Annotated in this window: 25 protein-coding genes and 1 rRNA gene; 9 read left to right on the plus strand and 17 right to left on the minus strand. The window is 37.5% G+C overall.

Features of this window, described 5'->3' with window-relative positions:
• Positions 1-125: 125 nt before the first annotated feature.
• The 7 genes from rplI to AC4G3K_RS13105 all read right to left on the minus strand — a co-directional run bounded on the left by rplI (position 126) and on the right by AC4G3K_RS13105 (position 5,675).
• Complete coding sequence (gene rplI / locus AC4G3K_RS13075; protein WP_491133568.1) at positions 126-572, minus strand: 50S ribosomal protein L9; 447 nt, start codon at positions 570-572, stop codon at positions 126-128.
• Positions 569-2,542: a DHH family phosphoesterase gene (locus tag AC4G3K_RS13080; protein ID WP_491077222.1), complete on the minus strand. Its 1,974-nt coding sequence runs from the start codon at positions 2,540-2,542 to the stop codon at positions 569-571. The genes rplI and AC4G3K_RS13080 overlap by 4 nt, the downstream gene beginning before the upstream one ends.
• Positions 2,543-2,904: 362 nt before the next feature.
• The gene (gene rpsR, locus AC4G3K_RS13085) at positions 2,905-3,147 is read right to left on the minus strand and encodes a 30S ribosomal protein S18 (protein ID WP_066109691.1); all 243 of its coding nucleotides are present in this window, start codon (positions 3,145-3,147) and stop codon (positions 2,905-2,907) included.
• Between the two features lie 51 nt (positions 3,148-3,198).
• A complete protein-coding gene (gene ssb / locus AC4G3K_RS13090) occupies positions 3,199-3,705 on the minus strand; it encodes a single-stranded DNA-binding protein (RefSeq protein ID WP_491077221.1) in 507 nt (168 codons plus the stop codon).
• A 61-nt stretch (positions 3,706-3,766) separates the two neighbouring features.
• Positions 3,767-4,057, minus strand: coding sequence for a 30S ribosomal protein S6 (rpsF, locus tag AC4G3K_RS13095; protein ID WP_491077220.1), 291 nt, complete (start codon positions 4,055-4,057; stop codon positions 3,767-3,769).
• A gap of 143 nt (positions 4,058-4,200) precedes the next feature.
• Positions 4,201-5,301, minus strand: coding sequence for a redox-regulated ATPase YchF (gene ychF / locus AC4G3K_RS13100; protein WP_491077219.1), 1,101 nt, complete (start codon positions 5,299-5,301; stop codon positions 4,201-4,203).
• 176 nt (positions 5,302-5,477) lie between these two features.
• Entirely contained in the window at positions 5,478-5,675 is a 198-nt protein-coding gene (locus AC4G3K_RS13105; protein ID WP_491077218.1) for a DUF951 domain-containing protein, read from the minus strand.
• Positions 5,676-6,278: 603 nt separating this feature from the next.
• Between AC4G3K_RS13105 and yyaC the strand changes: the two genes are divergently transcribed.
• Positions 6,279-6,914, plus strand: a complete 636-nt coding sequence (gene yyaC, locus AC4G3K_RS13110; protein ID WP_491077217.1) for a spore protease YyaC — start codon at positions 6,279-6,281, stop codon at positions 6,912-6,914.
• A gap of 31 nt (positions 6,915-6,945) precedes the next feature.
• Here yyaC and AC4G3K_RS13115 read toward each other — a convergent pair whose 3' ends face one another.
• From AC4G3K_RS13115 to rpmH, 10 genes are all read right to left on the minus strand, one after another.
• Positions 6,946-7,788, minus strand: coding sequence for a ParB/RepB/Spo0J family partition protein (locus tag AC4G3K_RS13115; protein WP_491077216.1), 843 nt, complete (start codon positions 7,786-7,788; stop codon positions 6,946-6,948).
• A complete protein-coding gene (locus tag AC4G3K_RS13120) occupies positions 7,781-8,542 on the minus strand; it encodes a ParA family protein (RefSeq protein ID WP_491077215.1) in 762 nt (253 codons plus the stop codon). The genes AC4G3K_RS13115 and AC4G3K_RS13120 overlap by 8 nt, the downstream gene beginning before the upstream one ends.
• A 179-nt stretch (positions 8,543-8,721) precedes the next feature.
• Positions 8,722-9,603 carry a nucleoid occlusion protein gene (gene noc / locus AC4G3K_RS13125; protein ID WP_491133569.1) on the minus strand — a complete coding sequence of 294 codons (882 nt, stop codon included), beginning with the start codon at positions 9,601-9,603 and terminating at the stop codon, positions 8,722-8,724.
• A gap of 139 nt (positions 9,604-9,742) precedes the next feature.
• Entirely contained in the window at positions 9,743-10,459 is a 717-nt protein-coding gene (gene rsmG / locus AC4G3K_RS13130; protein ID WP_491133570.1) for a 16S rRNA (guanine(527)-N(7))-methyltransferase RsmG, read from the minus strand.
• Positions 10,460-10,470: 11 nt separating this feature from the next.
• Positions 10,471-12,360 (minus strand): tRNA uridine-5-carboxymethylaminomethyl(34) synthesis enzyme MnmG, encoded by a 1,890-nt coding sequence (gene mnmG / locus AC4G3K_RS13135; RefSeq protein WP_491133571.1) that lies wholly within the window; start codon positions 12,358-12,360, stop codon positions 10,471-10,473.
• An 11-nt stretch (positions 12,361-12,371) separates the two neighbouring features.
• On the minus strand, positions 12,372-13,757 hold the full coding sequence (mnmE, locus tag AC4G3K_RS13140) for a tRNA uridine-5-carboxymethylaminomethyl(34) synthesis GTPase MnmE (protein ID WP_491133572.1): 1,386 nt from the start codon (positions 13,755-13,757) through the stop codon (positions 12,372-12,374).
• Between the two features lie 290 nt (positions 13,758-14,047).
• Complete coding sequence (gene jag / locus AC4G3K_RS13145) at positions 14,048-14,665, minus strand: RNA-binding cell elongation regulator Jag/EloR (RefSeq protein WP_491077210.1); 618 nt, start codon at positions 14,663-14,665, stop codon at positions 14,048-14,050.
• On the minus strand, positions 14,662-15,450 hold the full coding sequence (gene spoIIIJ / locus AC4G3K_RS13150; RefSeq protein ID WP_491077209.1) for a YidC family membrane integrase SpoIIIJ: 789 nt from the start codon (positions 15,448-15,450) through the stop codon (positions 14,662-14,664). Before spoIIIJ ends, jag begins: the two co-directional genes overlap by 4 nt.
• Before the next feature lie 123 nt (positions 15,451-15,573).
• Positions 15,574-15,918, minus strand: coding sequence for a ribonuclease P protein component (gene rnpA / locus AC4G3K_RS13155; protein ID WP_491077208.1), 345 nt, complete (start codon positions 15,916-15,918; stop codon positions 15,574-15,576).
• A gap of 202 nt (positions 15,919-16,120) precedes the next feature.
• Positions 16,121-16,255, minus strand: coding sequence for a 50S ribosomal protein L34 (gene rpmH / locus AC4G3K_RS13160; protein WP_491077207.1), 135 nt, complete (start codon positions 16,253-16,255; stop codon positions 16,121-16,123).
• Between the two features lie 595 nt (positions 16,256-16,850).
• Here rpmH and dnaA point away from each other — a divergent pair.
• From dnaA to AC4G3K_RS13200, 8 genes are all read left to right on the plus strand, one after another.
• Positions 16,851-18,203, plus strand: a complete 1,353-nt coding sequence (dnaA, locus tag AC4G3K_RS13165) for a chromosomal replication initiator protein DnaA (protein WP_491077206.1) — start codon at positions 16,851-16,853, stop codon at positions 18,201-18,203.
• Positions 18,204-18,412: 209 nt separating this feature from the next.
• A complete protein-coding gene (gene dnaN / locus AC4G3K_RS13170) occupies positions 18,413-19,546 on the plus strand; it encodes a DNA polymerase III subunit beta (protein ID WP_491077205.1) in 1,134 nt (377 codons plus the stop codon).
• Positions 19,547-19,659: 113 nt separating this feature from the next.
• Positions 19,660-19,875: a S4 domain-containing protein YaaA gene (gene yaaA / locus AC4G3K_RS13175; protein ID WP_491077204.1), complete on the plus strand. Its 216-nt coding sequence runs from the start codon at positions 19,660-19,662 to the stop codon at positions 19,873-19,875.
• Positions 19,876-19,892: 17 nt separating this feature from the next.
• Complete coding sequence (gene recF / locus AC4G3K_RS13180; RefSeq protein WP_491077203.1) at positions 19,893-21,011, plus strand: DNA replication/repair protein RecF; 1,119 nt, start codon at positions 19,893-19,895, stop codon at positions 21,009-21,011.
• A 10-nt stretch (positions 21,012-21,021) separates the two neighbouring features.
• Complete coding sequence (gene remB, locus AC4G3K_RS13185) at positions 21,022-21,258, plus strand: extracellular matrix regulator RemB (protein ID WP_491133573.1); 237 nt, start codon at positions 21,022-21,024, stop codon at positions 21,256-21,258.
• A 56-nt stretch (positions 21,259-21,314) separates the two neighbouring features.
• Entirely contained in the window at positions 21,315-23,237 is a 1,923-nt protein-coding gene (gene gyrB / locus AC4G3K_RS13190; protein ID WP_491077716.1) for a DNA topoisomerase (ATP-hydrolyzing) subunit B, read from the plus strand.
• A 148-nt stretch (positions 23,238-23,385) separates the two neighbouring features.
• Positions 23,386-25,914, plus strand: a complete 2,529-nt coding sequence (gene gyrA, locus AC4G3K_RS13195; protein WP_491077201.1) for a DNA gyrase subunit A — start codon at positions 23,386-23,388, stop codon at positions 25,912-25,914.
• Between the two features lie 506 nt (positions 25,915-26,420).
• Positions 26,421-26,744, plus strand: a 16S ribosomal RNA gene (locus AC4G3K_RS13200); the annotation flags it as partial.

Genomic DNA, 26,744 nt, shown 5'->3' on the forward strand with positions numbered 1-26,744 from the left:
ATAGGTATAGGAAATTTTTTTCCGTCCATATTTGTAAGTTCTATCATACTAAAAAAAAGTGATGAAATCAGCTAGAAAGCCTTTCATCACTTTTTTAATAAAATTATTTCCCGAGAAATATTCTTCTATTGTTCTTTTACATGGACATTTAATGTTGCAGTTACCTCATGATGAAGCTTAACTGGAACCTTTGTGTAACCAAGTGAACGAATCGCATCCTCTAACTCAATCTTGCGTTTATCAATTTTATGCTTATGTTGTTTTTCCAATTCATCAGCAATTTGTTTGCTGGTGATTGAACCAAATATTCTGCCGCCCTCGCCAGTTTTAACCTTCAAATCAATTGTAAGCTTTTCTAATTGCACTTTTAATTTTTTTGCATTCTCTAATTCTTCAGCTGCCAGTTGCTTCTCTTTATTTTTCTGATTTTCCAATGCTTTTATACTGCCACCAGTTGCTTCTACTGCTAATCCTTGTTTCAAAAGGAAATTATGTGCATATCCATCTGCGACATTTTTAATTTCACCTTTTTTGCCTTTTCCTTTAACATCTTTTAAAAATATTACTCTCATGTACTTGTGCCTCCTTCATATAGCTCATCAATAGCATTTTTTAGCATTTCTTCTGCTTTTTCTATTGATTTTTCATCCAGTTGCGTTGCCGCATTTGTTAAATGCCCTCCGCCTCCTAAGCGTTCCATAATAACTTGAACATTTATGTCACCGAGAGACCTTGCACTGATACCAATGGTTGTTTCTGATTTTTTTGATAAAACAAATGATGCAATTACTCCATCCATTGTTAACAATGTATCGGCAGCCTGGGCAATTAAAACCTGATCTGCAAAGTCATCAATCTCACCATGGGCGATGGCAATCCCATCACGATACAAATAAACATCTTCTATCAGCTTCGCACGTTTCAAGTAAGTCGCCACATCTTCTTTAAGAAGCTTTTGCACCAGAACTGTATCCGCACCATGTCCTCTTAAAAATGAAGCTGCATCGAACGTTCTGGAACCTGTTCTAAAGGTAAAAGATTTTGTGTCTACTATGATACCTGCCAACAAAGCGGTTGCTTCCAGCATACCCACCCTTACACGCTTCGGCTGATACTCAATTAGCTCGGTTACTAATTCAGCTGTTGATGATGCGTATGGCTCCATATAAACAAGGAGAGAGTTATCAATAAACTCTTCACCGCGTCTATGGTGGTCAATCACGACAATTTTTTCTGTTCGGGAGACCAGTCTTTCCTCAATAACCATGCTTGGTTTATGTGTATCTACGATAACCAGTAATGTTTTGTCGGTTACTAACTCAACACCACTTTCAGGCGAGATGAACCTGGAATCTAATTCAGGCTTTTGCTTCACTTCAGAAAGAAGTCGTTTAACACTGGAGTCCAGCTCATTTCTATCAAGAATAATATAACCTTCACGATTATTCATTTCAGCAATTTTCAATATCCCCAATGAAGATCCTATAGCATCCATATCAGGGAATTTATGACCCATGATAATAACTTTATCACTATCAGCAATTAAATCCCGCAATGCATGTGAGATAACTCGTGCACGTACCCTTGTTCGTTTCTCCATAGGGTTTGTTTTTCCGCCATAGAATTTCACCTTACCATTCGGAAGCTTTATAGCAACCTGATCTCCGCCTCTTCCCAAGGCCAGATCCAAGCTTGATTGAGCGATACTTCCAAGATCAGGTAAAGCAGAAACTCCACTGCCCACTCCAATACTGAGAGTTAAAGGTACGTTTTGTTTGGCTGTCGTTTCCCGCACATCATCTAATATGGAGAACTTTGTTTTTTCCAATTGATCCAGTATGCTTTCGCTAAAAATAGCAATAAAGCGATCAGATGAAATTCTCTTTAAAAATACTCCATAATCTTTAGCCCAATTATTTAATAAAGAGGTTACAAAACTATTTAAGCTACTTTTACGTTGGTCATCCATTCCTTGTGTCACATCATCATAATTATCCAAATAAATAATACCGATAACGGTTCGTTCCTCTTCGTACATTTTTTCAATTTCTGTTTGTTCCGTAACGTCAAAGAAATATAATAATCTCTCCTCCGGTTTATGAACGATTCGAAAATTGCGGGTATAAATTGCTATAATATCTTCGCTTTCTTCTCTTTTCACCAAAGGTATCAAAGATTCAGCAACCTCAGATAAATCCTTACCAACCAGTGTATCTTCCTGTAGGCATCTTGCCAAATAGGGGTTGGTCCATTCAATTACATATTCCTCATTGAAAAGCAGAATACCAATTGGCATTTCTAAAAGAGCTTCTTCCCCTACTTTTTTTAATCGATAGGAGAGAGTGGAAATATAGATTTCCGTTTCTCTTTGTATCCCAAATTCGATTTTTAATATTAGAAAGAAAAACAAGCCAAAAAGCAAAGAAGCTACTATCGCAAATACCCAATTATAATAAGCAAGAACTCCGATAATCACTAAAGATACAACCAATAATGCATAGATGGGATAACGGATCACTTGCCTGTTTAAATAAGATGGCATAGATTCAGCTCCTAAACAAAGTGGATCAATTTATGTATTACTTATCATTATACTTGATAAAACTCCATTATGACCAACATGGTAATAAATTACCTTCACGCAGCGAAGAATTAATACCCTTCATTGTATCTGTTTAAAACTAAAAATAAAAATAAAGAATATTATATAGTATAAATAATATGACAAACAAAAAACAAGACACTCAATTCAAAGTATTTACTATTTTTAAATAGTATTCAAAAATAATGTTTACCTTTTTGAACTTTCCCCCTTAATTATAGGATCTTTATTTTCATTTTCATTCCCTAAATACAATTAAAAAACGGAAAGGAGTATCCTTTCCGTTTCTTGTTTGTAAAATCTTATTTTTCCTCTGCTACGAATGGTAGAAGAGCCATAGTACGAGCACGTTTGATTGCGATAGTCAATCTACGTTGGTACTTAGCGCTTGTTCCAGTTACACGACGTGGAAGAATTTTTCCACGCTCAGAGATAAACTTTTTAAGAAGATCTACATCTTTATAGTCGATGTGCGTAATGCCGTTTGCTGTGAAATAACAAACTTTACGGCGTTTTGCACGTCCGCCTCTGCGTCCGCCTGCCATATTATTCACTCCTTTTCATTATATATATTTTTTCCGTTCGAATTATCAATGTTAGAATGGAAGGTCATCATCCGAAATATCAATGGTTTGTCCATTACTGCTGAATGGATCATCATCTATTTTCGTATAATTACTATCCTTCCGTTGATTCTGGTTTTGGTTGTTATTCCCCTGGCCAAATGGATTAGTATCATTACCACCATATTGGCTTCCGCTGCTTTTTTCGCCAGAAGATGCACCTTTTGGCTCTAGGAATTGTACGCTTTCTGCCAACACTTCTGTTACATATACACGTTTTCCATCCTGACCTTCATAATTACGAGTTTGAATACGTCCATCTACTCCAGCAAGATTGCCCTTTTTCAGAAAATTAGCTGCGTTTTCCGCTTGGCGTCGCCAAACTACACAGTTAATAAAATCTGTTTCCCGTTCACCTTGTTGGTTAGAAAATGGACGATTTACTGCTAATGTAAAGGTTGCAACAGGAACACCGTTTGGAGTATAGCGGAGATCAGGATCCTTCGTTAAACGACCTACCAAAATGACACGGTTTATCAACAGAATCAACTCCTAATATTAGAAAATTGTTCCATGTGAAACAATTTATGTTCAATCAATCTTATTCTTCTTCTTTAACTACAATATGACGGATGATATCTTCACTGATTTTAGCAAGACGGTCAAATTCTTGAACAGCCTCAGCATTTTCAGCTTGGATTTTGTTAATTGTGTAATATCCATCACGGAAATCATTGATTTCATAAGCAAGACGGCGTTTTCCCCAGTCTTTTGTTTCAAGAACTTCAGCACCTTTGTTAGCTAAAATTCCATTAAAACGCTCAACTACAGCTTTTTTGCTATCTTCCTCAATGTTTGGACGGATGATATACATAATTTCGTATTTTGTCATCACTGTCACCTCCTTTTGGTCTAAACGGCCCTATTGGGCAAGGAGCAATTATTTACAATTACTCACAAGTAAAAAGTATATCATATATCTGATAAATTTGCAATAACGGTTAAAGGACCAGTTTGATAACTGGTCCTCTTGGTTTATACATTAAAACGGAAGTGAATAATATCTCCATCCTTCACTTCATATTCTTTTCCTTCTAGTCTAACTTTCCCTGCTTCTTTCGCAGCATTCATTGACCCGGCTGCCATTAGATCATCATATGATACAATTTCTGCTCGAATAAATCCGCGTTCAAAGTCAGAGTGAATAATTCCGGCACACTGTGGAGCCTTCATCCCTTTTCGGAAAGTCCATGCGCGCACCTCTTGTACACCCGCCGTAAAATAAGTCGCCAACCCAAGCAAATGATAGGAAGTGCGAATCAACTGATCCAATCCAGACTCTTCTATACCAAGTTCTTCAAGGAACATTGCTTTTTCCTCTCCATCGAGCTCTGCAATTTCAGATTCAATTTTGGCACAAATCACGATTACTTCAGCATTTTCAGAAGCTGCAAATTCACGTACCTGACGCACATATTCATTATCAGAAGCATCAGCTATTTCATCTTCATCAACATTAGCAACATATAAAACTGGTTTGATAGTGAGGAGATGCAATCCTTTCACTATTTTCAGCTGTTCATCGGTGAATTCTACTGCCCTCGCCGGTTTTTCCGCTTCAAATGCTTCTTTCAGTAAGGAAAGAACTTCATATTCAACAACGGCTTCTTTATCTTTTTGTTTTGCTAATTTCCCAACACGATCGATTCGTTTCTCAACTGTCTCCATATCTGCTAGAATTAATTCCAAATTAATGGTTTCAATATCATCAATTGGATTCACTTTACCTGAAACATGGGTAATATTCTCATCAGCAAAACATCTTACTACATGGCATATCGCATCTACCTGTCGGATATGGGAAAGGAATTTGTTCCCCAACCCTTCACCTTTACTTGCCCCTTTTACAATACCTGCAATATCCGTAAATTCAAAAGCAGTCGGAACTGTTTTTTTAGGAACTACAAGTTCCGTCAGCTTTTGTAATCTATAATCCGGTACCTCAACAATCCCTACATTGGGATCAATTGTACAAAATGGATAGTTGGCGGATTCTGCTCCTGCCTGAGTTATTGCATTAAAGAGAGTAGACTTTCCTACGTTAGGCAATCCTACTATTCCGGCTGTTAATGCCACATCATTCACTCCTTATGTGAAAACATTTTAAATGTATATATAAATAGATTATATGTGATAAACCTTTACCAATTATAGTGACAAGTCTTCTAAAAGACAAGCCGCTCTTGTTCATTTAAGTACATGCATGACCCTTTATATGATAGCATACTCGCTGCATAATAAGCTTACTCAATTTAGGCTTCGTGTTTCTCCACTATCTTTTTCATCTTCCTGACAAAATCTTTGCGAGGCAACATGACACTGTGGCCACACCCTTCGCACTTTATCCGGACATCCATACCCAACCTAATAATTTTCCAGCGGTTAACACCACATGGATGAGGTTTTTTCATTTCAACTATATCATTTATTTCAAAATCCTTATCATCCATAGCTCCTAATCCTCCAATATCTAAACTTTACCCATTATACCAATGAATTATATCAGCATATAGCCAGACCTCCAATTAAAACCAAAAACCAGAATGACCCTCCTTTTTCTTTACCTTTCCTCTTATGATTTCACGATCTAGCTTTTACAATAAACTTCCCATCTTCAACCATCAGCATCTTGTTATAATACAAGGAATTGCAACTGGGAATTAAAAAATTTGAAAACAATAACTGTGGAGTTTTACTTCTGATAGAGATACATTTATCCGATCATGAATAAGATGATGCGATTGAATAAATTATCTTAATATAATTTATTCAATCATAATCATTCAATATACCTGCTTACATCATTTATCACAATGTTTTCTTATTCCAATCTGTTGGGTATACAAATGATAAATCAATCGTGTGATATAGCATTTTATAAAATAGTTAAATCAGTACTTTAAAGTGTGCATTTATAGAAGGATTCAATCTTATCCCTTCACAGTTTAAAAAGGGCATAGGATTTGTAATCATGCCATTTATTCTAAAGTTAAGTGTATAAAAATCCCTTTTTTTCCGTATACTGATAGTACTTTTGCAGAGGAGTGGTAATTATGAACATGAGGCCTTCTTTTTTTGACCAACGCAACACAGCAAATCGAATATCTTATGAGGAAGAGAATGCCCACCATGTTATTTCTAGAGAATTACTAACGATCCTCCCTACTCATAAAGTACGTCCTATTGTAATAGTTTGTATTGGTACTGACCGTTCAACTGGGGATTCACTTGGTCCCTTAATTGGAACATTGATAAGTGAAAAAACGCTGCCCAACTTTTATGTATATGGTACTTTAGAGGACCCAATCCATGCTGTTAATTTAAAGGGAAAGCTCGATTACATTCACAGTACACATGAAGATCCATTTATTATTGGGATAGATGCTTGTCTTGGCAGAGTTAAAAGTGTAGGTATCATCCAGGTTGGTAAAGGGCCCGTAAAGCCTGGTGCCGGTGTAAATAAAGAATTGCCCGATGTAGGAGAAGCCCATATTACTGGAATTGTGAACGTTAGTGGATTTATGGAATATTTTGTTTTACAGAATACCCGATTAAATCTGGTTTTAAAAATGGCTAAAGCAATTACTAAAGGTATCTATTTAGCTGGATTAGCCTATAATCATGCCAATCCTTTAACTACTACCTTTAATTGGAGTTTCGATGAGGAAAAAATACATGATAATCTATAGTTATAAATAAAAAACCATTTTAAATGGTTTTTTATTTATCTAAAATTTCCAGGAGTCTTTCCAAATCTTCCTGAGAGAAAAATTCTATTTCTATTTTCCCTCTCTTTTTATTCTGTTTTATGGTTACAGAAGTTCCAAATCGTTCCCTTAAAAGATTTTCTCTTTCTTGGATAAAGATATCCTTGGAAGGCACTCGCTTTGTTTCACGTGGAACACTCGCATTTAGGTTTTGAATAATCCCCTCTAGTTGCCTGACATTGAGATTATCCTTGATTACTTTATCCGCTAAAGGGTTAATTTCCTTTTTAGCTTTCAAACCGAGCAACGCTCTTCCGTGTCCCATTGATAATTTACCTTGAGAAATATAATCCTGTATCTGTACAGGTAAAGATAAAAGACGAATATGATTGGCTATATGAGGACGACTTTTCCCCATTCTCTTTGCCAATTCTTCTTGTGTGATATCAAGATTTCTCAATAAGGACTGATAAGCAGCCCCCTCCTCCACTGGATTTAAATCCTCTCTTTGAAGGTTTTCCAGTAGAGCCAGTTCCATCATCTGCCGATCATCAAATTGACGAACTACAGCAGGGACGGATTTTAATTTTGCTTCTTTTGCTGCACGAAAGCGCCTTTCCCCTGCAACAATCTCGTATCCCTTTATACTGCTTTTTCGCACAATAAGAGGCTGAAGAATTCCGTGTTGTAAAATTGAATTTTTCAGTTCCTCAATAGCTTCAGGCTGGAAGGATTTTCTCGGTTGGTATGGATTTGGCCGCAAACTTTTAATCGAAATTTCTTGCACTATTTCTTCTTTGCTGACTTCCATATTAGTAATAAGGGCATCAAGGCCTTTTCCCAGTCCTTTACCCATTCGCAACCACTTCCTTTGCCAAATCTATATATACTTCCGCTCCGCGTGACTTAGGATCATAAATAATAATCGGTTCACCATGACTTGGTGCTTCACTTAAACGTACGGTACGCGGGATGATTGTCTTATATACTTTATCCTGGAAGTACTTCTTAACCTCTTCAATGACTTGTATACCCAGATTTGTACGAGCATCAAGCATCGTTAATAGTACTCCCTCTATTTTTAAATCATGGTTCAAATGTTTCTGAACTAATCTAACTGTATTAAGTAATTGACTGAGGCCTTCAAGGGCGTAGTATTCACATTGCACAGGTATAAGTACAGCATCAGATGCTGTCAGGGAATTGAGAGTCAATAAACCTAAAGATGGAGGACAATCAATAATAATATAATCATACTGATCAGTAACTGCTTCTAACGCTCTTTTCAGGCGTACTTCTCTGGATATTGTAGGCACCAATTCTATCTCAGCACCTGCAAGTTGAATAGTAGCTGGTATGACATCTAAGTTTTCAACTTTTGTTGCCTTAATAACGTCAGCAACCTCAACATCATCGATAAGCACATCATAAATGCATTGTTCTACATCAGCTTTCTCAATCCCTACTCCGCTGGTCGCGTTTCCTTGTGGGTCAACATCGACTAGCAAAACTTTCTTTCCTATGTACGCCAAGCAGGCCCCCAAATTGACGGAAGTTGTTGTTTTACCAACTCCTCCTTTTTGGTTTGCAATAGATATTACTTTTCCCATGTTGTCACCTGCCTCACTTTACATTCAGACTTATAACGTTTCTATTTTAACATGTTTCTTTTTTTCAAAGTTCATATATTTAAAATATTGTAGAGAAAATATCGATTCATGTAAAAATAAAGGTAATTATAAAAAAATGGCAACCTACTGGATTGCCAATTTACTAATAAATGAATCTATTATTTATTTTTTTTAGGAATGCGGATGGTAATTTGATAAAAATCATCAAATTCCGCTTCTTCTGAGTCTAAATTAATTCCATTATCCTTTACCATGCTCATAGATTGGCGGATGGTATTCACCGCTATTCTCATATCCTTACTGAATGCTTTTCGGATCGCACGCGGCTTTTTGTCTTCATCTGCTGAGAGCAGTTTGCTGACCCGTTCTTCTGTCTGTTTCACATTCAGCCCTTTCTCAATGATCTCTTCAACAAGCTTTGATTGTTTTTCAGAATCTTTCAAAGGAATTAAGGAACGTGCATGTCTCTCTGTAATTGTCTTTTGCATGACCGCGTTCTGAACCACCTGCGGTAATTTTAATAACCTAATTTTATTAGCAACCGTAGATTGGCCTATTCCAAGCCTGTTTGCCAAGCCTTCCTGGGTCAATTGATGTAATTCAATCAACTTGCTATAGGCTACAGCTTCTTCAATAGGTGATAATTCTTCACGTTGAAGGTTCTCAATTAATGCTACGGAAGCTGTTTCAGTATCTGAGAGATTATTAATAATGGCCGGAATCTTATCCCAACCCAATTTACTTATAGCCCTGTATCGGCGCTCACCAGCAATAATTTCGAATTGGCCATTATGAATCTCCCTGACTACAATCGGCTGTATAATGCCGTGTGTCTCTATAGTCAGAGCAAGTTCTTCAATTTTTTCATCATCGAAAATGCTTCTTGGTTGAAAACGATTTGGAACGATTGAAGAAATTGGTAATTTATGGATTTCATCGCGGTTTATTTCTTCCTTTACTATCGCAATTTCTGATTCCCTGTCTACATTTTCTTCTTTATCTCCAAGTCCAAAAAAACGTGAAAAAGGATGTTTTGTCATCCCTACACCACCTTTAAAAAACTTCCAACTAGCTTAATATATTGGAAAAAATCATAGAAATATGAATTCCAACTGTCTCATTATTTGGTAATGACTATCTTTATTATACCGTCTTTTAGAATATCCGTCTCAATAAAGTTTATTCTAATGGTTGCTTATTCGGTGTTCCTGGTTTACGTGGATATTTTTTTGGTGTGTCCTTTACTTTGTCTATCAAAATAATATGACGTTGACTATCTTCCTTAGGCAGTTGGAAATAGAAGTCTTTATTCATTTTACCACCTAGAATGGTCAAAGCTTTTTTACCTGCCAATACTTCATCATCAGCACCTGCCCCTTTTAAGGCGATGAATTTTCCTCCTTTTTTTACTAAAGGAAGGCATAGCTCACTCAATACGGATAATCTGGCAACCGCTCTGGCTGTAACAAAATCGTATTTTTCACGGTGTTCTGCTAATTTCCCGAATGTCTCTGCGCGATCATGATATAGACTTACATCCTGTAGACCCAATTCATCTGTTAACGTTTTTAAGAAATTAATTCGTTTGTTTAGAGAATCTACAATTGATAATTTAATGGATGGGAAGCATATTTTTAACGGTATACTTGGGAATCCCGCTCCAGCTCCAACATCACATAAAGATAGATCCTGATTAAAATCAATAAAGAATGATGGCGAAATTGAATCATAGAAATGTTTTAAATAAACTTCTTCTTTATCTGTAATAGCTGTCAGGTTAACTTTTTCATTCCATTCTACCAACAGTTTAAAATATGTTTCGAATTGCTCAAGCTGAGAAGGAGAAAGAGCAATCCCCTTCTCCTCCAGTGCATTTTTAAATTCAGATATATTCATGTATTTACCTCTTAGTTATGGGGTATTTTTGCAATCTTACCTTGTTCAATATAAACAAGCAATATAGAAATATCGGCTGGGTTTACTCCTGATATACGGGAAGCCTGTGCCATTGATAATGGACGTACCTGTTTCAATTTCTGGCGTGCTTCTGAAGCTAACCCCGTGATGTCATCATAATCAATAAAATCAGGGATTCTCTTATTTTCCATCTTTTTCAGCCTTTCAACTTGCTGAATAGATTTTTCAATGTATCCCTCATATTTAATCTGTATCTCCACCTGCTCAGCTACTTCGTGCGAAATTTCAATATCAGAGGGGATTAATTGCCTTATATGTTTGTATGTCAATTCGGTCCGTCGCAACAGCTCATTGCCGCGGATCCCATCCTTCAGCTCACTGCTAGCCCATTCTCTTAAATAGGTTTGAGTGGTTTCATTCGGCTTAATAATAGTAGTAGCAAGCCTTCCGATTTCATTCTGAATGGCTTGTTTTTTGGTTAAGAAGCGTTCATAACGATCCTCGCTGATCAATCCAATGCGATAACCTATTTCTGTTAACCTCAAGTCAGCATTATCATGTCTCAGCAATAAACGGTATTCAGCACGGGATGTCAACAATCTGTATGGCTCATTTGTACCTTTTGTTACCAAGTCATCAATCAGAACCCCTATATAAGCATCCGAACGACTCAGAATAATCTCTTCTTCATTCAGAGCTCTGCGGCCAGCATTAATACCTGCCATTAAGCCCTGACCAGCAGCTTCTTCATAACCTGAAGTGCCATTGATTTGCCCAGCTGTATATAAGTTTTTAATTTTCTTCGTTTCTAAGGTTGGCCAAAGCTGTGTCGGTACGATCGCATCATACTCAATAGCATAACCGGGCCGCATCATTTGGACATTTTCGAGTCCCGGGATAGTCGCAAGTATTTCTTTTTGCACATCTTCCGGCAAACTTGTAGATAGTCCTTGTACATATACTTCATTCGTATTCCTGCCTTCAGGCTCAAGGAAGATTTGATGACGAGGCTTATCATTAAAGCGAACGACTTTATCTTCTATTGATGGACAATAACGCGGTCCAGTTCCCTTAATCATTCCAGAATACATCGGAGAGCGATGTAAATTATTATCTATAATTGTATGTGTTCCTTCGTTCGTGTAGGTAAGCCAGCATGGCAATTGGTCCGTGATAAAGGCTGTTGTTTCGAAAGAAAAGGCCCTTGGTATATCATCGCCCGGCTGTATTTCAGTTTTATTATAGTCAATTGTATCACCGTTTACCCTTGGCGGTGTACCAGTTTTGAAACGAACCAAATCCAATCCGAGTTCTTCAAGATGTTCTGAGAGCTTGATGGATGGCTGCTGATTATTTGGACCGCTGGAATATTTTAGTTCTCCTAAAATAATTTCACCACGTAAAAAAGTACCCGTTGTGATGACAACTGCTTTTGAATGATAGATCGCGCCTGTCTGCGTTATAACACCTTTACATTCTCCATCCTCAATTAATAGCCGGTCTACCATCCCTTGCATTAAGGTTAGATTTTTTTCATTTTCAAGAGTTTTTTTCATTTCGTTCTGGTAAGCAAATTTATCAGCCTGTGCTCTTAACGCACGAACAGCCGGTCCTTTACCCGTATTGAGCATCCTCATTTGAATATGGGTCTTATCAATATTACGACCCATTTCACCGCCCAGAGCATCAATCTCTCTGACTACAATCCCTTTTGCAGGTCCTCCCACTGAAGGATTGCAGGGCATGAACGCAACCATATCCAAATTAATCGTTAATACAAGTGTTTTAGCCCCTTGTCTGGCTGCGGCCAAACCTGCTTCACAGCCTGCATGTCCTGCGCCTATTACTATTACATCAAATTCACCAGCATGATATGCCATAGTTTACCTCCTTATTTCCCAAGACAGAACTGCGAAAACAATTGATTAATTAAACTTTCATGGACACTTTCTCCAATAACTTCCCCTAATAGTTCCCATGATTTTGTTAAATCAATTTGAACTAGGTCAATAGGCACACCTTCATTAATGCCAGCCAGTGCATCGTCAATTGCCTGTTTAGCTTGATTCAAAAGGGCAATATGACGCGAGTTAGATACATATGTCGCATCGCCGGTATTTAAGTTTCCTTCAAAGAAAAGACTAGAGATGGCTTCTTCTAAGTCATCAATACCTTTGTCCTCTTTTAACGATGTTAAAATAATCGAATAGTCCTTTGCAGCAGCTTTTACTTTATTTATATCCAGTTTTCCTGGAAGATCTGTTTTGTTAATGAGCACGATAACATCCATGCCATTCACGGCTTCAAACAATAATTGATCTTCTTCAGTAAACTCTTCAGCATGGTTTAATACTAGTAGAATCAAATCAGCTTTTTTTAATACCTCTCTGGAACGTTCAACTCCAATTCGTTCAACTATATCTTCTGTTTCACGAATTCCGGCAGTATCCACTAAACGCAGGGGTACACCTCTTACATTAACATATTCTTCAATTACATCCCTCGTTGTTCCGGGAATATCGGTAACAATCGCTTTGTTTTCCTGAACCAAACTATTTAATAAAGAAGACTTCCCTACGTTTGGTCTTCCAACAATAACGGTCGAAATGCCTTCTCTTAAAATTTTTCCCTGATGACTGGTTTGCAGCAATTTTTCAATTTCAGCGCTGACAAACTCGCAACGTTCCTTAAATAGGTGATGGGTCATTTCTTCCACATCATCATATTCAGGATAATCTATATTCACTTCCACCTGTGCCAATGTTTCAAGAATATCCTGGCGCAGGTTTTTTATTAATCTTGATAGTTTCCCTTCAATTTGCCCCAAAGCTACATTCATTGCTTTATCTGTTTTAGCTCTGATTAGGTCCATAACCGCTTCCGCTTGAGATAAATCAATCCGTCCATTTAGAAATGCCCGTTTTGTAAATTCACCAGGCTCAGCTAAAGCAGCTCCCTGTCTTAAAATAAGTTGAAGTACCCGATTCACAGAAACTAAGCCACCGTGGCAATTGATTTCAACGATGTCTTCACGTGTGAACGTATTTGGAGCTTTTAACACGGTCACCATCACTTCTTCTATGAGGGAATTTGTTTTAGGGTCTATGATATTCCCATAATGAATGGTATGGCTTGGTACTTCAGTCAATCTTTTTCCTTTTGGGCTGCGATAGACCGTATCTGCAATATTTATTGCTTCATTGCCACTAATACGAACAATCCCAATCGCTCCCTCGCCCATGGGAGTCGATATCGCAGCAATTGTATCAAAATCCATGAAGTATACTCCTTTCATAAAAGAAATAAACAATACTATTATATATCGGCTAATATCTTTATCTGCCGTTCTTATCCACAATCATTAAAATGCAGTACGTATAATTTTAACTTATCCACATGTGAATAACAAGAATCTAAGCACATTCTTCCTTTTCATGACATTATTATCTTTTGCAATTGTCATATTGGATAGTTTGTTCATTAAATGGAAATTTTACTTTATTTTACTTCTTAAGCCGCTCCATCAAAAAAATCTCCGAAATCATCCGGAGATTTTAATCACACTATTTATTTTGACGCAATCACAATATGTCGATTAGGTTCGGAACCGGCAGAATACGTTTTGACTTTTTTGTTATTCATCAATGCCGTATGAATCACTTTTCTTTCAAAGGAAGGCATCGGTTCCAATGATACTTCTTTTTTGGTGTAGATGGCTTTGTTTGCCATCTTCTCTGCAAGATTAGTTAATGCTTCATTTCTTCTGCTCCGGTAATCCTCCGCATCCAGCATAATCGTTAAATATTGAGAAGAGTTTTTATTGGCAACAAGTTGCGTCAGGTATTGAAGGGAATTTAAGGTTTGACCCCTTTTTCCAATCAGCATGGCTATTTTTTCACCTGATAACTCAAATGTAACTACTTTGCCTTCTTGCTTATGATGAACATGTACCTCTGCACCCATTTTTTCTGCTACATTCTCGATGAATTGCTTTGCTTCTGCTAACGGATCATGCTTAACAGTCACCTTAACAATAGCCGGTTTTGAGCCAAACAGGCCTAAAAAACCTCTTTTTCCTTCATCTACAACTTGGATTTCAATCTTTTCCTTCGTTGTATTTAATTCCTTAAGAGCAGATTCAACAGCTTCATTAACTGTTTGGGCTGTAGCGGTTACTTGTTTCACTTTTTCTTACCTCCGGCATTTACATTTGATTTATCGGCTCTTGCTTGCTTTAAATCAGGCCCTTTAATGAAGTAAGTTTGGGCAATCGAGAAAATATTACCAACAACCCAGTATAAAGATAGTGCTGCCGGGAAGTTAATTGCGAACACAATAATCATAATCGGCATAATATATAGCATCATTTGCATAGTTGGATTATCATCCTGTCCAACCATGGATATTTTTTGTTGAATAAAGGTTGTTACCCCTGCAATCAGCGGAAGGATAAAGTATGGATCCTTGTCTCCTAAATCAAACCAAAGGAAACTGTGATTAGCGATTTCAGTTGTTCTCATAATTGCATGATAGAACGCAATCAAAATTGGCATTTGGATAAAAATCGGCAAACATCCTGCTAAAGGATTTACACCATGTTTTTGAAACAAAGCCATTGTTTCCTGTTGTAGCTTTTGCTGAGTTTCAGCATCTTTAGAGCTGTATTTCTCTTTCAACCTATTCATTTCCGGTTGAATAGCCTGCATAGCTTTTGTGCTTTTAATTTGTTTAATCATCAATGGCAAAATCAATAATCTAACCATTATAGTGACAATAATAATGGAAAAGCCAAATTCATTTCCAAGTAACTCAGCCATTTTGGTTATCAGCCAAGAAAGCGGATAAACAAAGTATTGGTTCCAAATTCCTGTACTTTCTGAAGTGATCGGTTGATTAACTTCACTACATCCCGATAGAACAGCGGTGAGAAAAATAACCGAACCAAAGAGAAGCATATGTTTCTTCTTCAAGCTTTATTTCCTCCTAACTAACTTAAAAGGTTTTAACCTCTTATATGCAATAAATGTATTTTAACATCTTTTAGATGTCCATGCCTAACATGTTTTAGGCTTTTTTGTAACAGAACGCCATGCTTATATTTTTTTCAAGACGCCTGCACGTTTTAAAACATGAATAAGGCTTGCTTTCGATTCATGAAAATCCATTTCTGAAGTTGGCTTTCTGGCCACTACAATATAGTCATTTCCTGACATGATTCGATCTTCTAATTCTAAGAAAGATTGTCTAACATAGCGTTTAACACGATTTCGTGTCACTGCGTTACCAATCTTTTTACTTACTGAAAGTCCAAGCCGAAAATCTGCCTGTCCCCTCTTTTTAAATACGTATATGACAAATTGTCTGTTTGCAAAAGACTTGCCCTTTTGAAATACTTCCTGGATTTCCTGATTTTTTTTTATCCTGCGCTCTTTATTCATTTATCCACCTGCACTTAACACATACATTTCAACTTATAATTGGGGTCATTTTTCCAAAAACCCATTACAGTTCCATTGTACATCATTAACAAATTTCAGCATTATTAAAACGTCAATTTAAACTTATAAATTATATATTCCAGATCTCTTTCCACCAAAACTGCTCTAAACTTAAAAAAAGACCACTGAAAAGGTCAGTGGTCTAGGCAGATAAAACTTTTCTTCCTTTACGACGACGAGCTGCAAGAACACGACGTCCGGTTTTAGTGCTCATACGGGCACGGAACCCATGAACTTTGCTGTGTTTACGTTTATTTGGTTGGTACGTTCTTTTCATATAGTACACCTCCCTGAGGATTACAGTTAAAGACAGTCTTTACAATTATATAGATGGCAATACGTAATTGTCAACTTATACTTTTAAACAACGAAAAACTCTCCTTACTGATCCCCTCAAACTTCTCTAAATGAATCTGCGTGAAGTTTTCCTCATTTCTTTTTTACAAATTAGACTTGCCGTCTATGGATAGGTTGTGGATAATTAAATTAATCAATTTTAACAATCCACACCCCTTTTCGACAGGTTTCTCACAAATAAACCTCTTGTGGAAAACTTTAACCCCCATCCACTGCATATTGTGGATAAACAACAAAAAACGTTGCAACTCCAGCAAATTTTTGATATCATATTTTTTGTTTTCATTCTTAATAACTTATCCACACAAATAACTTATCCACACATTGTTAATAACATGTGGATAGAATTTTGCGCAGTTCCGTATAACTTTGTCCACAGGAAGTGGATATTGTCGAAAACTAATAATCCCCATAATATTCCTTATGCATAGTTTTTTATATTTATACATTTTCTATTTATTTTGTCTTAATTCGAGTTTATGGTGGTTTGGCTGTCTTAGAAGGAGGATCAACGAGTGAAAAATATAGATGAACTATGGAAGCACTCATTATCAATATTAGAAAAGAAAATAAGCAAGCCAAGCTTTGAAACCTGGCTAAAATCAACAAAGGCACATTCCTTAAAAAAGGACACACTTACTGTGGTAGCACCAAACGAATTTGCCCGCGATTGGCTGGAAGAACGTTATTCAGATGTCATAGGTGAGGTTTTATACGAAAGTACAGGGGAACAACTGGAAGTTAAGTTTATTATTCCCCATAACCAAAAAGAAGAAGACTACGATTTACCGGCTCCGGCGAAAAGGGTCAGAAGAGGAAGTGATGAGCAGCATGAGATTCCGCAAACCTTATTAATACCTAAGTATACATTTGATACTTTTGTTATTGGGTCCGGTAATCGTTTTGCACATGCTGCATCCTTAGCTGTAGCAGAAGCACCTGCAAAAGCCTACAATCCTTTATTTATATATGGAGGAGTTGGGCTTGGGAAAACGCATTTAATGCATGCAATTGGCCATTATGTTTTAGAGCACAACCCATCAGCCAAGGTTGTTTATTTATCTTCAGAGAAATTTACAAATGAGTTTATTAACTCAATCCGTGATAATCGAGCAGAAGATTTCCGCAATAAGTATCGCAGTGTCGATGTTCTGCTAATCGATGATATCCAATTTTTAGCTGGAAAAGAGTCTACTCAGGAAGAATTTTTCCATACGTTCAATGCACTTCATGAGGAAAGTAAGCAAATCGTAATCTCAAGTGACCGCCCTCCGAAGGAGATACCTACTCTTGAAGACCGGCTGCGATCTCGTTTCGAATGGGGTTTAATCACCGATATTACGCCTCCGGATCTTGAGACTAGAATTGCGATCCTACGGAAAAAAGCGAAAGCTGAACGTTTGGATATTTCAAATGAAGTCATGATTTATATCGCAAATCAAATCGATTCCAATATTCGCGAGCTCGAAGGTGCACTCATACGTGTCGTAGCTTATTCATCCTTAATAAATAAGGATATTAACGCTGATTTAGCTGCTGAAGCGTTAAAGGATATTATTCCTAATTCGAAACCAAAAATCATTTCTATTGCGGATATTCAGAAGGTAGTTGGAGAATACTTTAATATAAAACTAGATGATTTCAAAGCTAAAAAACGGACAAAATCGATTGCTTTTCCTAGACAGATAGCCATGTATCTCTCCAGGGAGCTGACGGACTATTCTCTTCCTAAAATAGGTGAAGAGTTTGGCGGACGGGATCATACAACTGTTATACATGCCCATGAAAAAATATCTAAGCTTATGCAAAGCGATCCTCAGATGCAGGATCATGTTAAAGAAATTACGTTAAAACTTAACAGTCACTGATTAACAAAGTAGTTACTAACTGTTGATAATCAAGTAAGTTGTTATCAAGATTACTCACAGTCTGTCCACATGTGGATAGACTGTTTTTCAGTCGAAAAGTCTAGTTATCCACATTTCCACAGGCCCTACTAGTACTTCTTCTTTTATTTTTAAATATAAATTAATAAATATGTATCTAAAATCAATCATCATTATTGGGAGGATTACTCATGAAAATTACGATTCAGCGTGACCGTCTCGTCCAAAGCGTGACAGATGTTCTTAAAGCGGTTTCGACCCGAACTACTATACCGATTCTAACTGGAATAAAAATTAAAGCCACTGAAGAAGGAGTTACCTTAACAGGAAGCGATTCTGATATATCTATCGAATCTTTCATTCCAGCTGAAGAAGAAGATAATGAATTAGTTGAAATTAAAGAGCCTGGATCTATTGTTTTACCAGCCCGTTTCTTTGCTGATATCGTAAAAAAACTTCCTGAAAGTACTGTAGATTTAGAAGTATATGCCCATCTACAAACAATTATTCGTTCAGGAAAAGCTGAATATAAACTCAATGGGCTAAATGCTGAAGATTATCCACAGCTTCCTCAAATGGAGGAACAGCATATGTACTCCATGCCAATAGATTTGTTAAAGAATATCATTCGTCAAACTATATTTGCAGTGTCCACCTCAGAAACACGCCCTGTGTTGACAGGTGTAAACTGGCGTATTGAAGATGGACAACTTATCTGTATTGCAACAGACAGCCACAGGCTGGCCATGAGGAAAACGGTGATTAATGGAAATGGAGACAGCTACAGTGTAGTAGTCCCTGGGAAGAGCTTGAATGAATTGAGCAAAATCCTTGATGATACGGATGAAGAAATCAATATTATATTTACAGAAAATCAGGTTCTGTTTAAATCAAAAAATTTATTATTCTTCTCAAGATTATTAGAAGGAAATTATCCAGATACATCCCGATTAATACCAAATGAAAGTAAAACGGATGTTAAAATCAATACAAAAGAACTTCTCCATGCCATTGATCGTGCTTCTTTATTAGCGAGAGAAAGCCGGAATAATGTCGTTAAGCTTTCTACGATTGAAGATTCTTATATTGAAATTTCCTCCCATACACCAGAAGTTGGCACGGTAACAGAGGAAATCCTTACACAAATGATCGAAGGCGAAGAATTAAAAATATCCTTTAGTGCGAAATATATGATGGATGCCCTAAAAGCATTAGACGTAACAGAAGTGACGATTAATTTCACTGGAGCCATGAGACCGTTTGTTCTTAAAGGTGTGGAAGACGACAGCATGCTTCAGCTTATATTGCCAGTAAGAACATATTAACTTTATTCATTCAAAGAACCTGTTTGTATATATGCATCGAAACAGGTTCTTTTTGTGCAAAACCAAATTATTTAGTAAAATAAACTTTTAGAGACTTTTACAGGTGGGATCTTATGATGGAATCAATACACATTCAAACCGAGTATATTACTCTCGGACAATTTTTAAAATTAGCGAGTATCATCGATTCTGGAGGAAGTGCAAAATGGTTTCTTGCAGAATATGAAGTATACGTAAATGGTGAACTGGATGTTCGCAGAGGCAAAAAACTCCGGGTTGGAGACCGTATTGAAATCCCGGAAGTCGGTTCCTATATCATTACGGATTAAAGTAAAGGATCTGAGATATGTATCTTGAAAAGATTAGTCTTCAGCATTATAGAAACTATGAAAGTCTGACTGCAGAATTTGAAAATAAAGTGAACGTTATACTAGGGGAAAATGCCCAGGGAAAAACAAACGTGATGGAAGCTATGTATGTATTGGCAATGGCCAAGTCTCACCGCACCTCAAATGATAAAGATCTTATTGGGTGGGACCAGGAGTATGCTAGAATAGAGGGTAGAGTGCTTAAAAAAAGAGGGACTCTTCCCTTAGATTTAATTATCTCCAAAAAAGGCAAGAAAGCCAAAATTAATCATTTAGAGCAAAAGCGTTTAAGCCAGTATGTTGGCAATATGAATGTGATCATGTTTGCCCCTGAGGATTTAAACCTGGTTAAAGGCAGCCCTTTAATTAGAAGACGATTTATAGATATGGAAATAGGACAAGTATCACCTGTTTATTTACATGATAGTAATCAATACCAAAAGATTCTAAATCAGCGAAATGCTTTTTTGAGACAGGTGCAACTGAGTAAAAAATCAGACGATGCCATGCTTGCTGTTCTAAATGAACAATTTATTCATTATGCTGCAAGAATTCTTTTAAAAAGATTTGAATTCCTAGAATTGCTTAAAAGTTGGGCTAAACCTATCCATAAAGGCATTTCAAGAGGCCTTGAAACACTGGATATTCAATATAAACCATCCATAGAGGTATCAGAATCTATGGATTTGTCGAAAATAGTAGAAAGATTTCAGGAAAAATTTGATAAAATAGGTACAAGGGAAAAAGAACGTGGCACAACATTAATTGGTCCCCATAGAGATGACTTGCAATTTTTCGTAAATGGACATGATGTGCAAACGTTTGGATCACAGGGTCAGCAAAGAACCACGGCATTATCTTTAAAATTAGCTGAAATTGAACTAATTCATTCAGAAATTAATGAATATCCAATTCTTCTGCTTGATGATGTTCTTTCTGAACTAGATGACTACAGACAATCTCATTTGCTGAATACCATTCAAGGTAAGGTACAAACATTTGTAACGACCACAAGCGTTGATGGAATCGATCATCAAACATTGAGGGAAGCCGCGACCTTTCAAGTGAAAAGCGGAACAATGTCCAGAGTGAAATGAGGTGGTTCGGATGTATCTTCATGTCGGAAACGATATTGTAGTTAAAATCAGTGAACTGGTTACGATACTTGATGCTAAGATGCTATCTTGTTCAACTGGTCTGCAAAAATTTTTGGATGAAAATAAGGTCATTGATTTGGCTGAAGGTAAGTCCAAATCAATTGTGGTCACCGGTTATCACATCTATCTTTCACCAATTGGACCAACTGCTTTGAAACGAAAAACCGCAAAGATGTCTACGTTGTAACACAACCGATAAGATACGAAATAATGCATGAAAAGTGTAGGTGAAATGGTTTGACAATGGAGCAAAAAGAAATACAAAAAGAATCTTATGATGAAAACCAGATACAAATACTTGAAGGGTTAGAAGCGGTACGTAAAAGACCCGGTATGTATATTGGTTCTACAAGTTCCAGAGGGCTTCACCATCTGGTCTGGGAAATTGTTGATAACAGTATCGATGAGGCACTGGCAGGATATTGTGATGAAATTAATGTATTCATCAATAAAGATAACAGTATTACGGTAAAGGATAATGGCCGTGGTATTCCGGTTGGTATACACGAAAAAGTAGGCCGTCCTGCAGTAGAAGTTATTATGACTACTTTGCATGCCGGCGGTAAATTCGGCGGCGGAGGCTACAAGGTCTCCGGCGGGCTTCACGGTGTAGGTGCTTCAGTTGTTAATGCCCTGTCTACTGAATTAACCGTGCGTGTAGAACGTGAAGGCAAGATTCACCTTCAACGTTTTGAAAGAGGAGTACCAAAAGGTGAGCTTGAGATCTTAGGTGAATCCGACCGTACTGGTACAACTATTACATTTAAACCGGATGACGAAATTTTCACAGAAACTCTTATTTATGAATATGAGATTTTGGCTGTAAGGTTAAGGGAATTAGCCTTCTTAAATCGTGGCATTAAGATTACGATTAAGGATGAACGTGAAGATGGTAAAGAAAATGAATATTACTATGAGGGCGGCATTAAATCCTATGTAGAACACCTCAACCGTACAAGAGAGGTACTTCATGAAGAACCAATCTTTGTAGAAGGTGAAAGAGACGGAATTTCTGTTGAAGTTGCTTTGCAATACAATGACAGTTTTACAAGTAATATTTATTCATTTGCCAATAATATTCATACTTATGAAGGTGGGGCCCACGAATCTGGTTTTAAAACAGCCTTAACGCGTGTGATTAATGACTATGCAAGAAAATACGGTATTTTCAAGGAAAATGACCTGAATCTAACCGGCGAAGATGTTCGAGAAGGCTTAACAGCAATCGTATCGATTAAGCATCCGAATCCCCAGTTTGAAGGACAAACGAAAACCAAGCTAGGCAATTCTGAAGCAAGAACGATTACAGACTCTGTTTTCTCTGAAAAAATGGAAAAATTCCTGCTTGAGAATCCAAGCGTAGCAAGAAAAATTATTGATAAAGGATTAATGGCAGCGAGAGCGAGAGCGGCAGCCAAGAAAGCCCGCGAACTGACTAGAAGAAAGAGTGCCTTGGAAATATCCAACCTACCAGGGAAATTAGCAGATTGCTCTTCCAAAGATCCATCGATAAGCGAAATTTACATCGTTGAGGGTGATTCTGCCGGTGGATCGGCAAAATCCGGCCGTGATCGTCACTTCCAGGCCATTTTGCCATTGCGCGGTAAAATATTAAACGTAGAGAAAGCACGTCTGGATAGAATTCTTGGCAATCAAGAGATCAGAATGATTGTAACAGCCTTAGGAACAGGTATTGGCGAGGATTTTGATATTACGAAGGCTCGATATCATAAAGTTGTCATTATGACTGATGCCGATGTTGATGGAGCTCATATCAGAACTTTATTGCTGACGTTCTTCTACCGTTATATGCGACCGCTTCTTGAAAATGGGTATATCTATATTGCACAGCCGCCTTTATACAAAATACAGCAAGGCAAACGTATAGAGTATGCTTATAATGATCGAGAGCTGGAAAGTATTTTGAAGGAGCTTCCTAACCAGCCAAAACCTGGTATGCAGCGTTATAAAGGTTTGGGAGAAATGAATGCGACCCAGCTATGGGATACAACCATGGATCCGGAACACAGAACCTTGTTACAGGTCACTCTAGAAGATGCAATTGATGCAGATGAAACCTTTGAAATGTTAATGGGTGACAAGGTAGAACCACGTCGTAATTTCATTGAAGACAATGCATTGCATGTTAAGAATTTGGATATATAAATTCGGTTGATTTTTCAGTATGGTCTTAAATGCGATTGTTATGAAATTGGGAAATAGCAATCCATACATGTTTCCTGCAGGATAGACAACAACTATCCTGTCTTTTTACATGTATAACTGGATTTTGCGGATAAGAGGAGGTAATTCCATGGCGGAAATGGAAAACTCGAGAGTTAAAGAAATAAATATAAGTCAGGAAATGCGAACATCGTTCTTGGATTATGCTATGAGTGTTATCGTAGCCAGAGCACTTCCGGATGTTCGTGATGGGCTAAAGCCTGTTCATAGGCGTGTACTGTACGCTATGAATGATTTAGGTATGACGTCGGATAAAGCATTTAAGAAATCAGCACGTATCGTTGGTGAAGTTATCGGTAAATACCATCCTCATGGTGATACGGCAGTCTATGACACGATGGTTCGTATGGCTCAGGACTTCAACCTTAGGTACATGCTGGTAGATGGACATGGTAACTTTGGATCTGTTGATGGTGATTCAGCTGCGGCAATGCGTTATACAGAAGCCCGTATGTCTAAAATATCAATGGAGTTAGTCAGAGACTTAAACAAGGATACAATTGATTACCGAGACAACTACGATGGTTCAGAAAAGGAACCTGTTGTACTTCCATCACGTTTTCCTAACCTGCTTGTAAATGGTTCTTCCGGAATTGCGGTTGGTATGGCTACGAATATTCCTCCACATCAATTAGGAGAAGTCATTGATGGTGTGCTTGCTTTAAGTAAAGACCCTGAGATCACCATACAGGAATTGATGGAAATTATCCCGGGCCCTGATTTTCCAACTGCTGGACAAATTTTGGGTAGAAGCGGTATTCGCAAGGCTTATGAAACTGGCCGCGGTTCCATCACGTTAAGGGCAAGATCGTTTATTGAGGAGAAACCAAACGGTAAACAGGTCATTATTGTAACGGAACTTCCATACCAAGTGAACAAAGCCAAACTAGTTGAACGTATTGCAGAGTTGGTACGGGATAAGAAAATCGAAGGTATTACAGATTTACGTGATGAGTCTGACCGTAATGGTATGCGTGTCGTAATTGAATTAAGAAGAGACGCGAATGCGAACGTACTTTTAAATAATTTATATAAACATACAGCTATGCAAACAACATTTGGTATTAATATGCTCTCTCTTGTTGATGATCAGCCAAAGGTTCTAAATCTGAAACAAATGCTATATTACTATTTGGAACACCAAAAAGTAATCATTCGCAGAAGAACGCAATTTGAGCTTCGTAAAGCAGAAGCAAGAGCGCATATTTTAGAAGGATTGAGAATTGCACTCGACCATATTGATGAAATTATAGCCTTAATCCGTGGTTCTCAAACTACTGATATAGCAAGAGAAGGATTAATGACTAAGTTTGAATTGACTGAAAAGCAAGCTCAGGCAATCCTTGATATGCGTCTGCAACGATTAACAGGTTTAGAGAGAGATAAAATCGAAAATGAATATAAAGAGCTTATGACATTGATTGGCGAATTAAGAGCCATTCTTGCTGACGAAGAAAAGCTTCTTGACTTAATTCGTGAAGAGTTAACTGAAATTAAAGAACGGTTCAATGACGAAAGAAGAACAGAAATTGTATTGACCGGTCTTGAACACATTGAGGATGAAGACTTAATTCCTCAAGAGAATATCGTTATCTCTTTAACAAATAAAGGGTACATTAAGCGACTTCCGGCTTCAACTTACAGAAGTCAGCGCCGTGGAGGACGAGGCATTCAGGGAATGGGTACCAATGAAGATGATTTTGTTGAGCATCTGCTTACAACTTCAACGCACGATACGATCCTCTTCTTCACGAACAAAGGGAAAGTATATCGTTCGAAGGGTTATGAAATCCCTGAATATGGACGTACAGCTAAAGGACTCCCAATTATAAACTTACTTGAGATTGAAAAAGGTGAGTGGATTAATGCGATTATTCCGGTTGAAGAATTTGTGGATGATTGGTTCTTATTCTTTACTACAAAACAAGGGATTTCTAAACGTTCGCCATTATCTTCTTTTGCCAATATAAGAAACAATGGACTGATTGCAGTTGGTTTACGTGAAAATGATGAATTGATTTCCGTTAAATTAACTGATGGCACACGAAACATAATCATTGGAACAAAAGATGGGCAATTGATCCGATTCCCGGAAACTGATGTACGTTCAATGGGACGTACAGCAACAGGTGTTAAAGGTATTACCTTAAGTGAGAATGATGAAGTAGTCGGTATGGATATACTCGAGGAAAATCATGATATATTAATTGTTACTCGCAATGGATACGGTAAGCGGACCGGAGAAGAAGAATATAGAATCCAAAGCCGTGGCGGTAAAGGAATCAAAACATGCAATATAACGGATAAAACAGGTTCTTTAGTATCTGTAAAAACTGTTACAGGGGAAGAAGACCTTATGGTTATTACTGCAGCTGGTGTGGTCATCCGTATGGATGTTGGGCAGATATCCCGTTTAGGCAGAAATACAATGGGTGTTAAATTGATCAGACTTGAAGCTGGTGATGATCAATATGTGTCCACGGTAGCTAAGGTACAAAAAGACGAAGATTCACCTGGGGACGACGAGCAGGAAGAATCTATAGAAGAAAAAGATCTAGGTACAGATACCGAATCACTGAATTCAAGTGAAGAAGAATAATAGATGTTATATTAAATAGACTTTACTGACAACACCTCTTTCTTTTGATAAGAGGTGTTGTTTTTAGTGAGGATTGTTTAAGTTATTTTTTGTTTATTGAGCATTAACATTGGTCTGACTTGGCGGGTATGCTAATGAGTGAAAGAGAGTTCAGATTGTAGGGATGAAGCTGATAAGTGTCGGAGATTGCATCTGATTTTAGGTAGTCATGTGATTCAGTAAACTTTTTTGTTATTTTTTAAATAAATGTATTGCATTCCTGATTAGAAGTTGATATACTAATTTAGCTGACCGAGAAACATCGGGAGGCAAAGTGTTATAAAAATAAAATTAAAAAGTTGTTGACAAACGATTGCTAACTTGATATGATAGTTAAGTCGTTAAAACGACAACAAAACAGATTGTTCTTTGAAAACTAAACAAAACGAAACGCCAAGCAAGTCTAAAAAACAAGAGATTTTATAAATCTCGTCAATTTGCTTTAAAAATTTAGCTAGATCAAACATCTTTCGGAGAGTTTGATCCTGGCTCAGGATGAACGCTGGCGGCGTGCCTAATACATGCAAGTCGAGCGAATCAAAGGGAGCTTGCTCCCAATGATTAGCGGCGGACGGGTGAGTAACACGTGGGCAACCTGCCCGTAAGATTGGGATAACTCCGGGAAACCGGTGCTAATACCGAATAGGTTCTCTTTTCACATGAGGAGAGAAGGAAAGTTGGCTTCGGCTAACACTTACGGATGGGCCCGCGGCGCATTAGCTAGTTGGTGAGGTAACGGCTCACCAAGGCAACGATGCGTAGCCGACCTGAGAGGGTGATCGGCCACACTG

This window comes from Bacillus sp. z26 (assembly GCF_058313635.1).

Excerpts from the sequence above, each read along its gene's own strand:
- mnmE (WP_491133572.1), bottom strand. The coding sequence starts at position 13,757 with ATGGATTTTGATACAATTGCTGCGATATCGACTCCCATGGGCGAGGGA.
- AC4G3K_RS13080 (WP_491077222.1), bottom strand. The coding sequence starts at position 2,542 with ATGCCATCTTATTTAAACAGGCAAGTGATCCGTTATCCCATCTATGCA.
- rpsR (WP_066109691.1), bottom strand. The coding sequence starts at position 3,147 with ATGGCAGGCGGACGCAGAGGCGGACGTGCAAAACGCCGTAAAGTTTGT.
- recF (WP_491077203.1), top strand. The coding sequence starts at position 19,893 with ATGTATCTTGAAAAGATTAGTCTTCAGCATTATAGAAACTATGAAAGT.
- yyaC (WP_491077217.1), top strand. The coding sequence starts at position 6,279 with ATGAACATGAGGCCTTCTTTTTTTGACCAACGCAACACAGCAAATCGA.
- rsmG (WP_491133570.1), bottom strand. The coding sequence starts at position 10,459 with ATGAATATATCTGAATTTAAAAATGCACTGGAGGAGAAGGGGATTGCT.
- rnpA (WP_491077208.1), bottom strand. The coding sequence starts at position 15,918 with ATGAATAAAGAGCGCAGGATAAAAAAAAATCAGGAAATCCAGGAAGTA.
- mnmG (WP_491133571.1), bottom strand. The coding sequence starts at position 12,360 with ATGGCATATCATGCTGGTGAATTTGATGTAATAGTAATAGGCGCAGGA.
- gyrA (WP_491077201.1), top strand. The coding sequence starts at position 23,386 with ATGGCGGAAATGGAAAACTCGAGAGTTAAAGAAATAAATATAAGTCAG.
- rpsF (WP_491077220.1), bottom strand. The coding sequence starts at position 4,057 with ATGACAAAATACGAAATTATGTATATCATCCGTCCAAACATTGAGGAA.
- remB (WP_491133573.1), top strand. The coding sequence starts at position 21,022 with ATGTATCTTCATGTCGGAAACGATATTGTAGTTAAAATCAGTGAACTG.
- yaaA (WP_491077204.1), top strand. The coding sequence starts at position 19,660 with ATGATGGAATCAATACACATTCAAACCGAGTATATTACTCTCGGACAA.
- AC4G3K_RS13105 (WP_491077218.1), bottom strand. The coding sequence starts at position 5,675 with ATGGATGATAAGGATTTTGAAATAAATGATATAGTTGAAATGAAAAAA.
- AC4G3K_RS13120 (WP_491077215.1), bottom strand. The coding sequence starts at position 8,542 with ATGGGAAAAGTAATATCTATTGCAAACCAAAAAGGAGGAGTTGGTAAA.
- noc (WP_491133569.1), bottom strand. The coding sequence starts at position 9,603 with ATGACAAAACATCCTTTTTCACGTTTTTTTGGACTTGGAGATAAAGAA.
- dnaN (WP_491077205.1), top strand. The coding sequence starts at position 18,413 with ATGAAAATTACGATTCAGCGTGACCGTCTCGTCCAAAGCGTGACAGAT.
- rplI (WP_491133568.1), bottom strand. The coding sequence starts at position 572 with ATGAGAGTAATATTTTTAAAAGATGTTAAAGGAAAAGGCAAAAAAGGT.
- gyrB (WP_491077716.1), top strand. The coding sequence starts at position 21,315 with ATGGAGCAAAAAGAAATACAAAAAGAATCTTATGATGAAAACCAGATA.
- rpmH (WP_491077207.1), bottom strand. The coding sequence starts at position 16,255 with ATGAAAAGAACGTACCAACCAAATAAACGTAAACACAGCAAAGTTCAT.
- AC4G3K_RS13115 (WP_491077216.1), bottom strand. The coding sequence starts at position 7,788 with ATGGGTAAAGGACTGGGAAAAGGCCTTGATGCCCTTATTACTAATATG.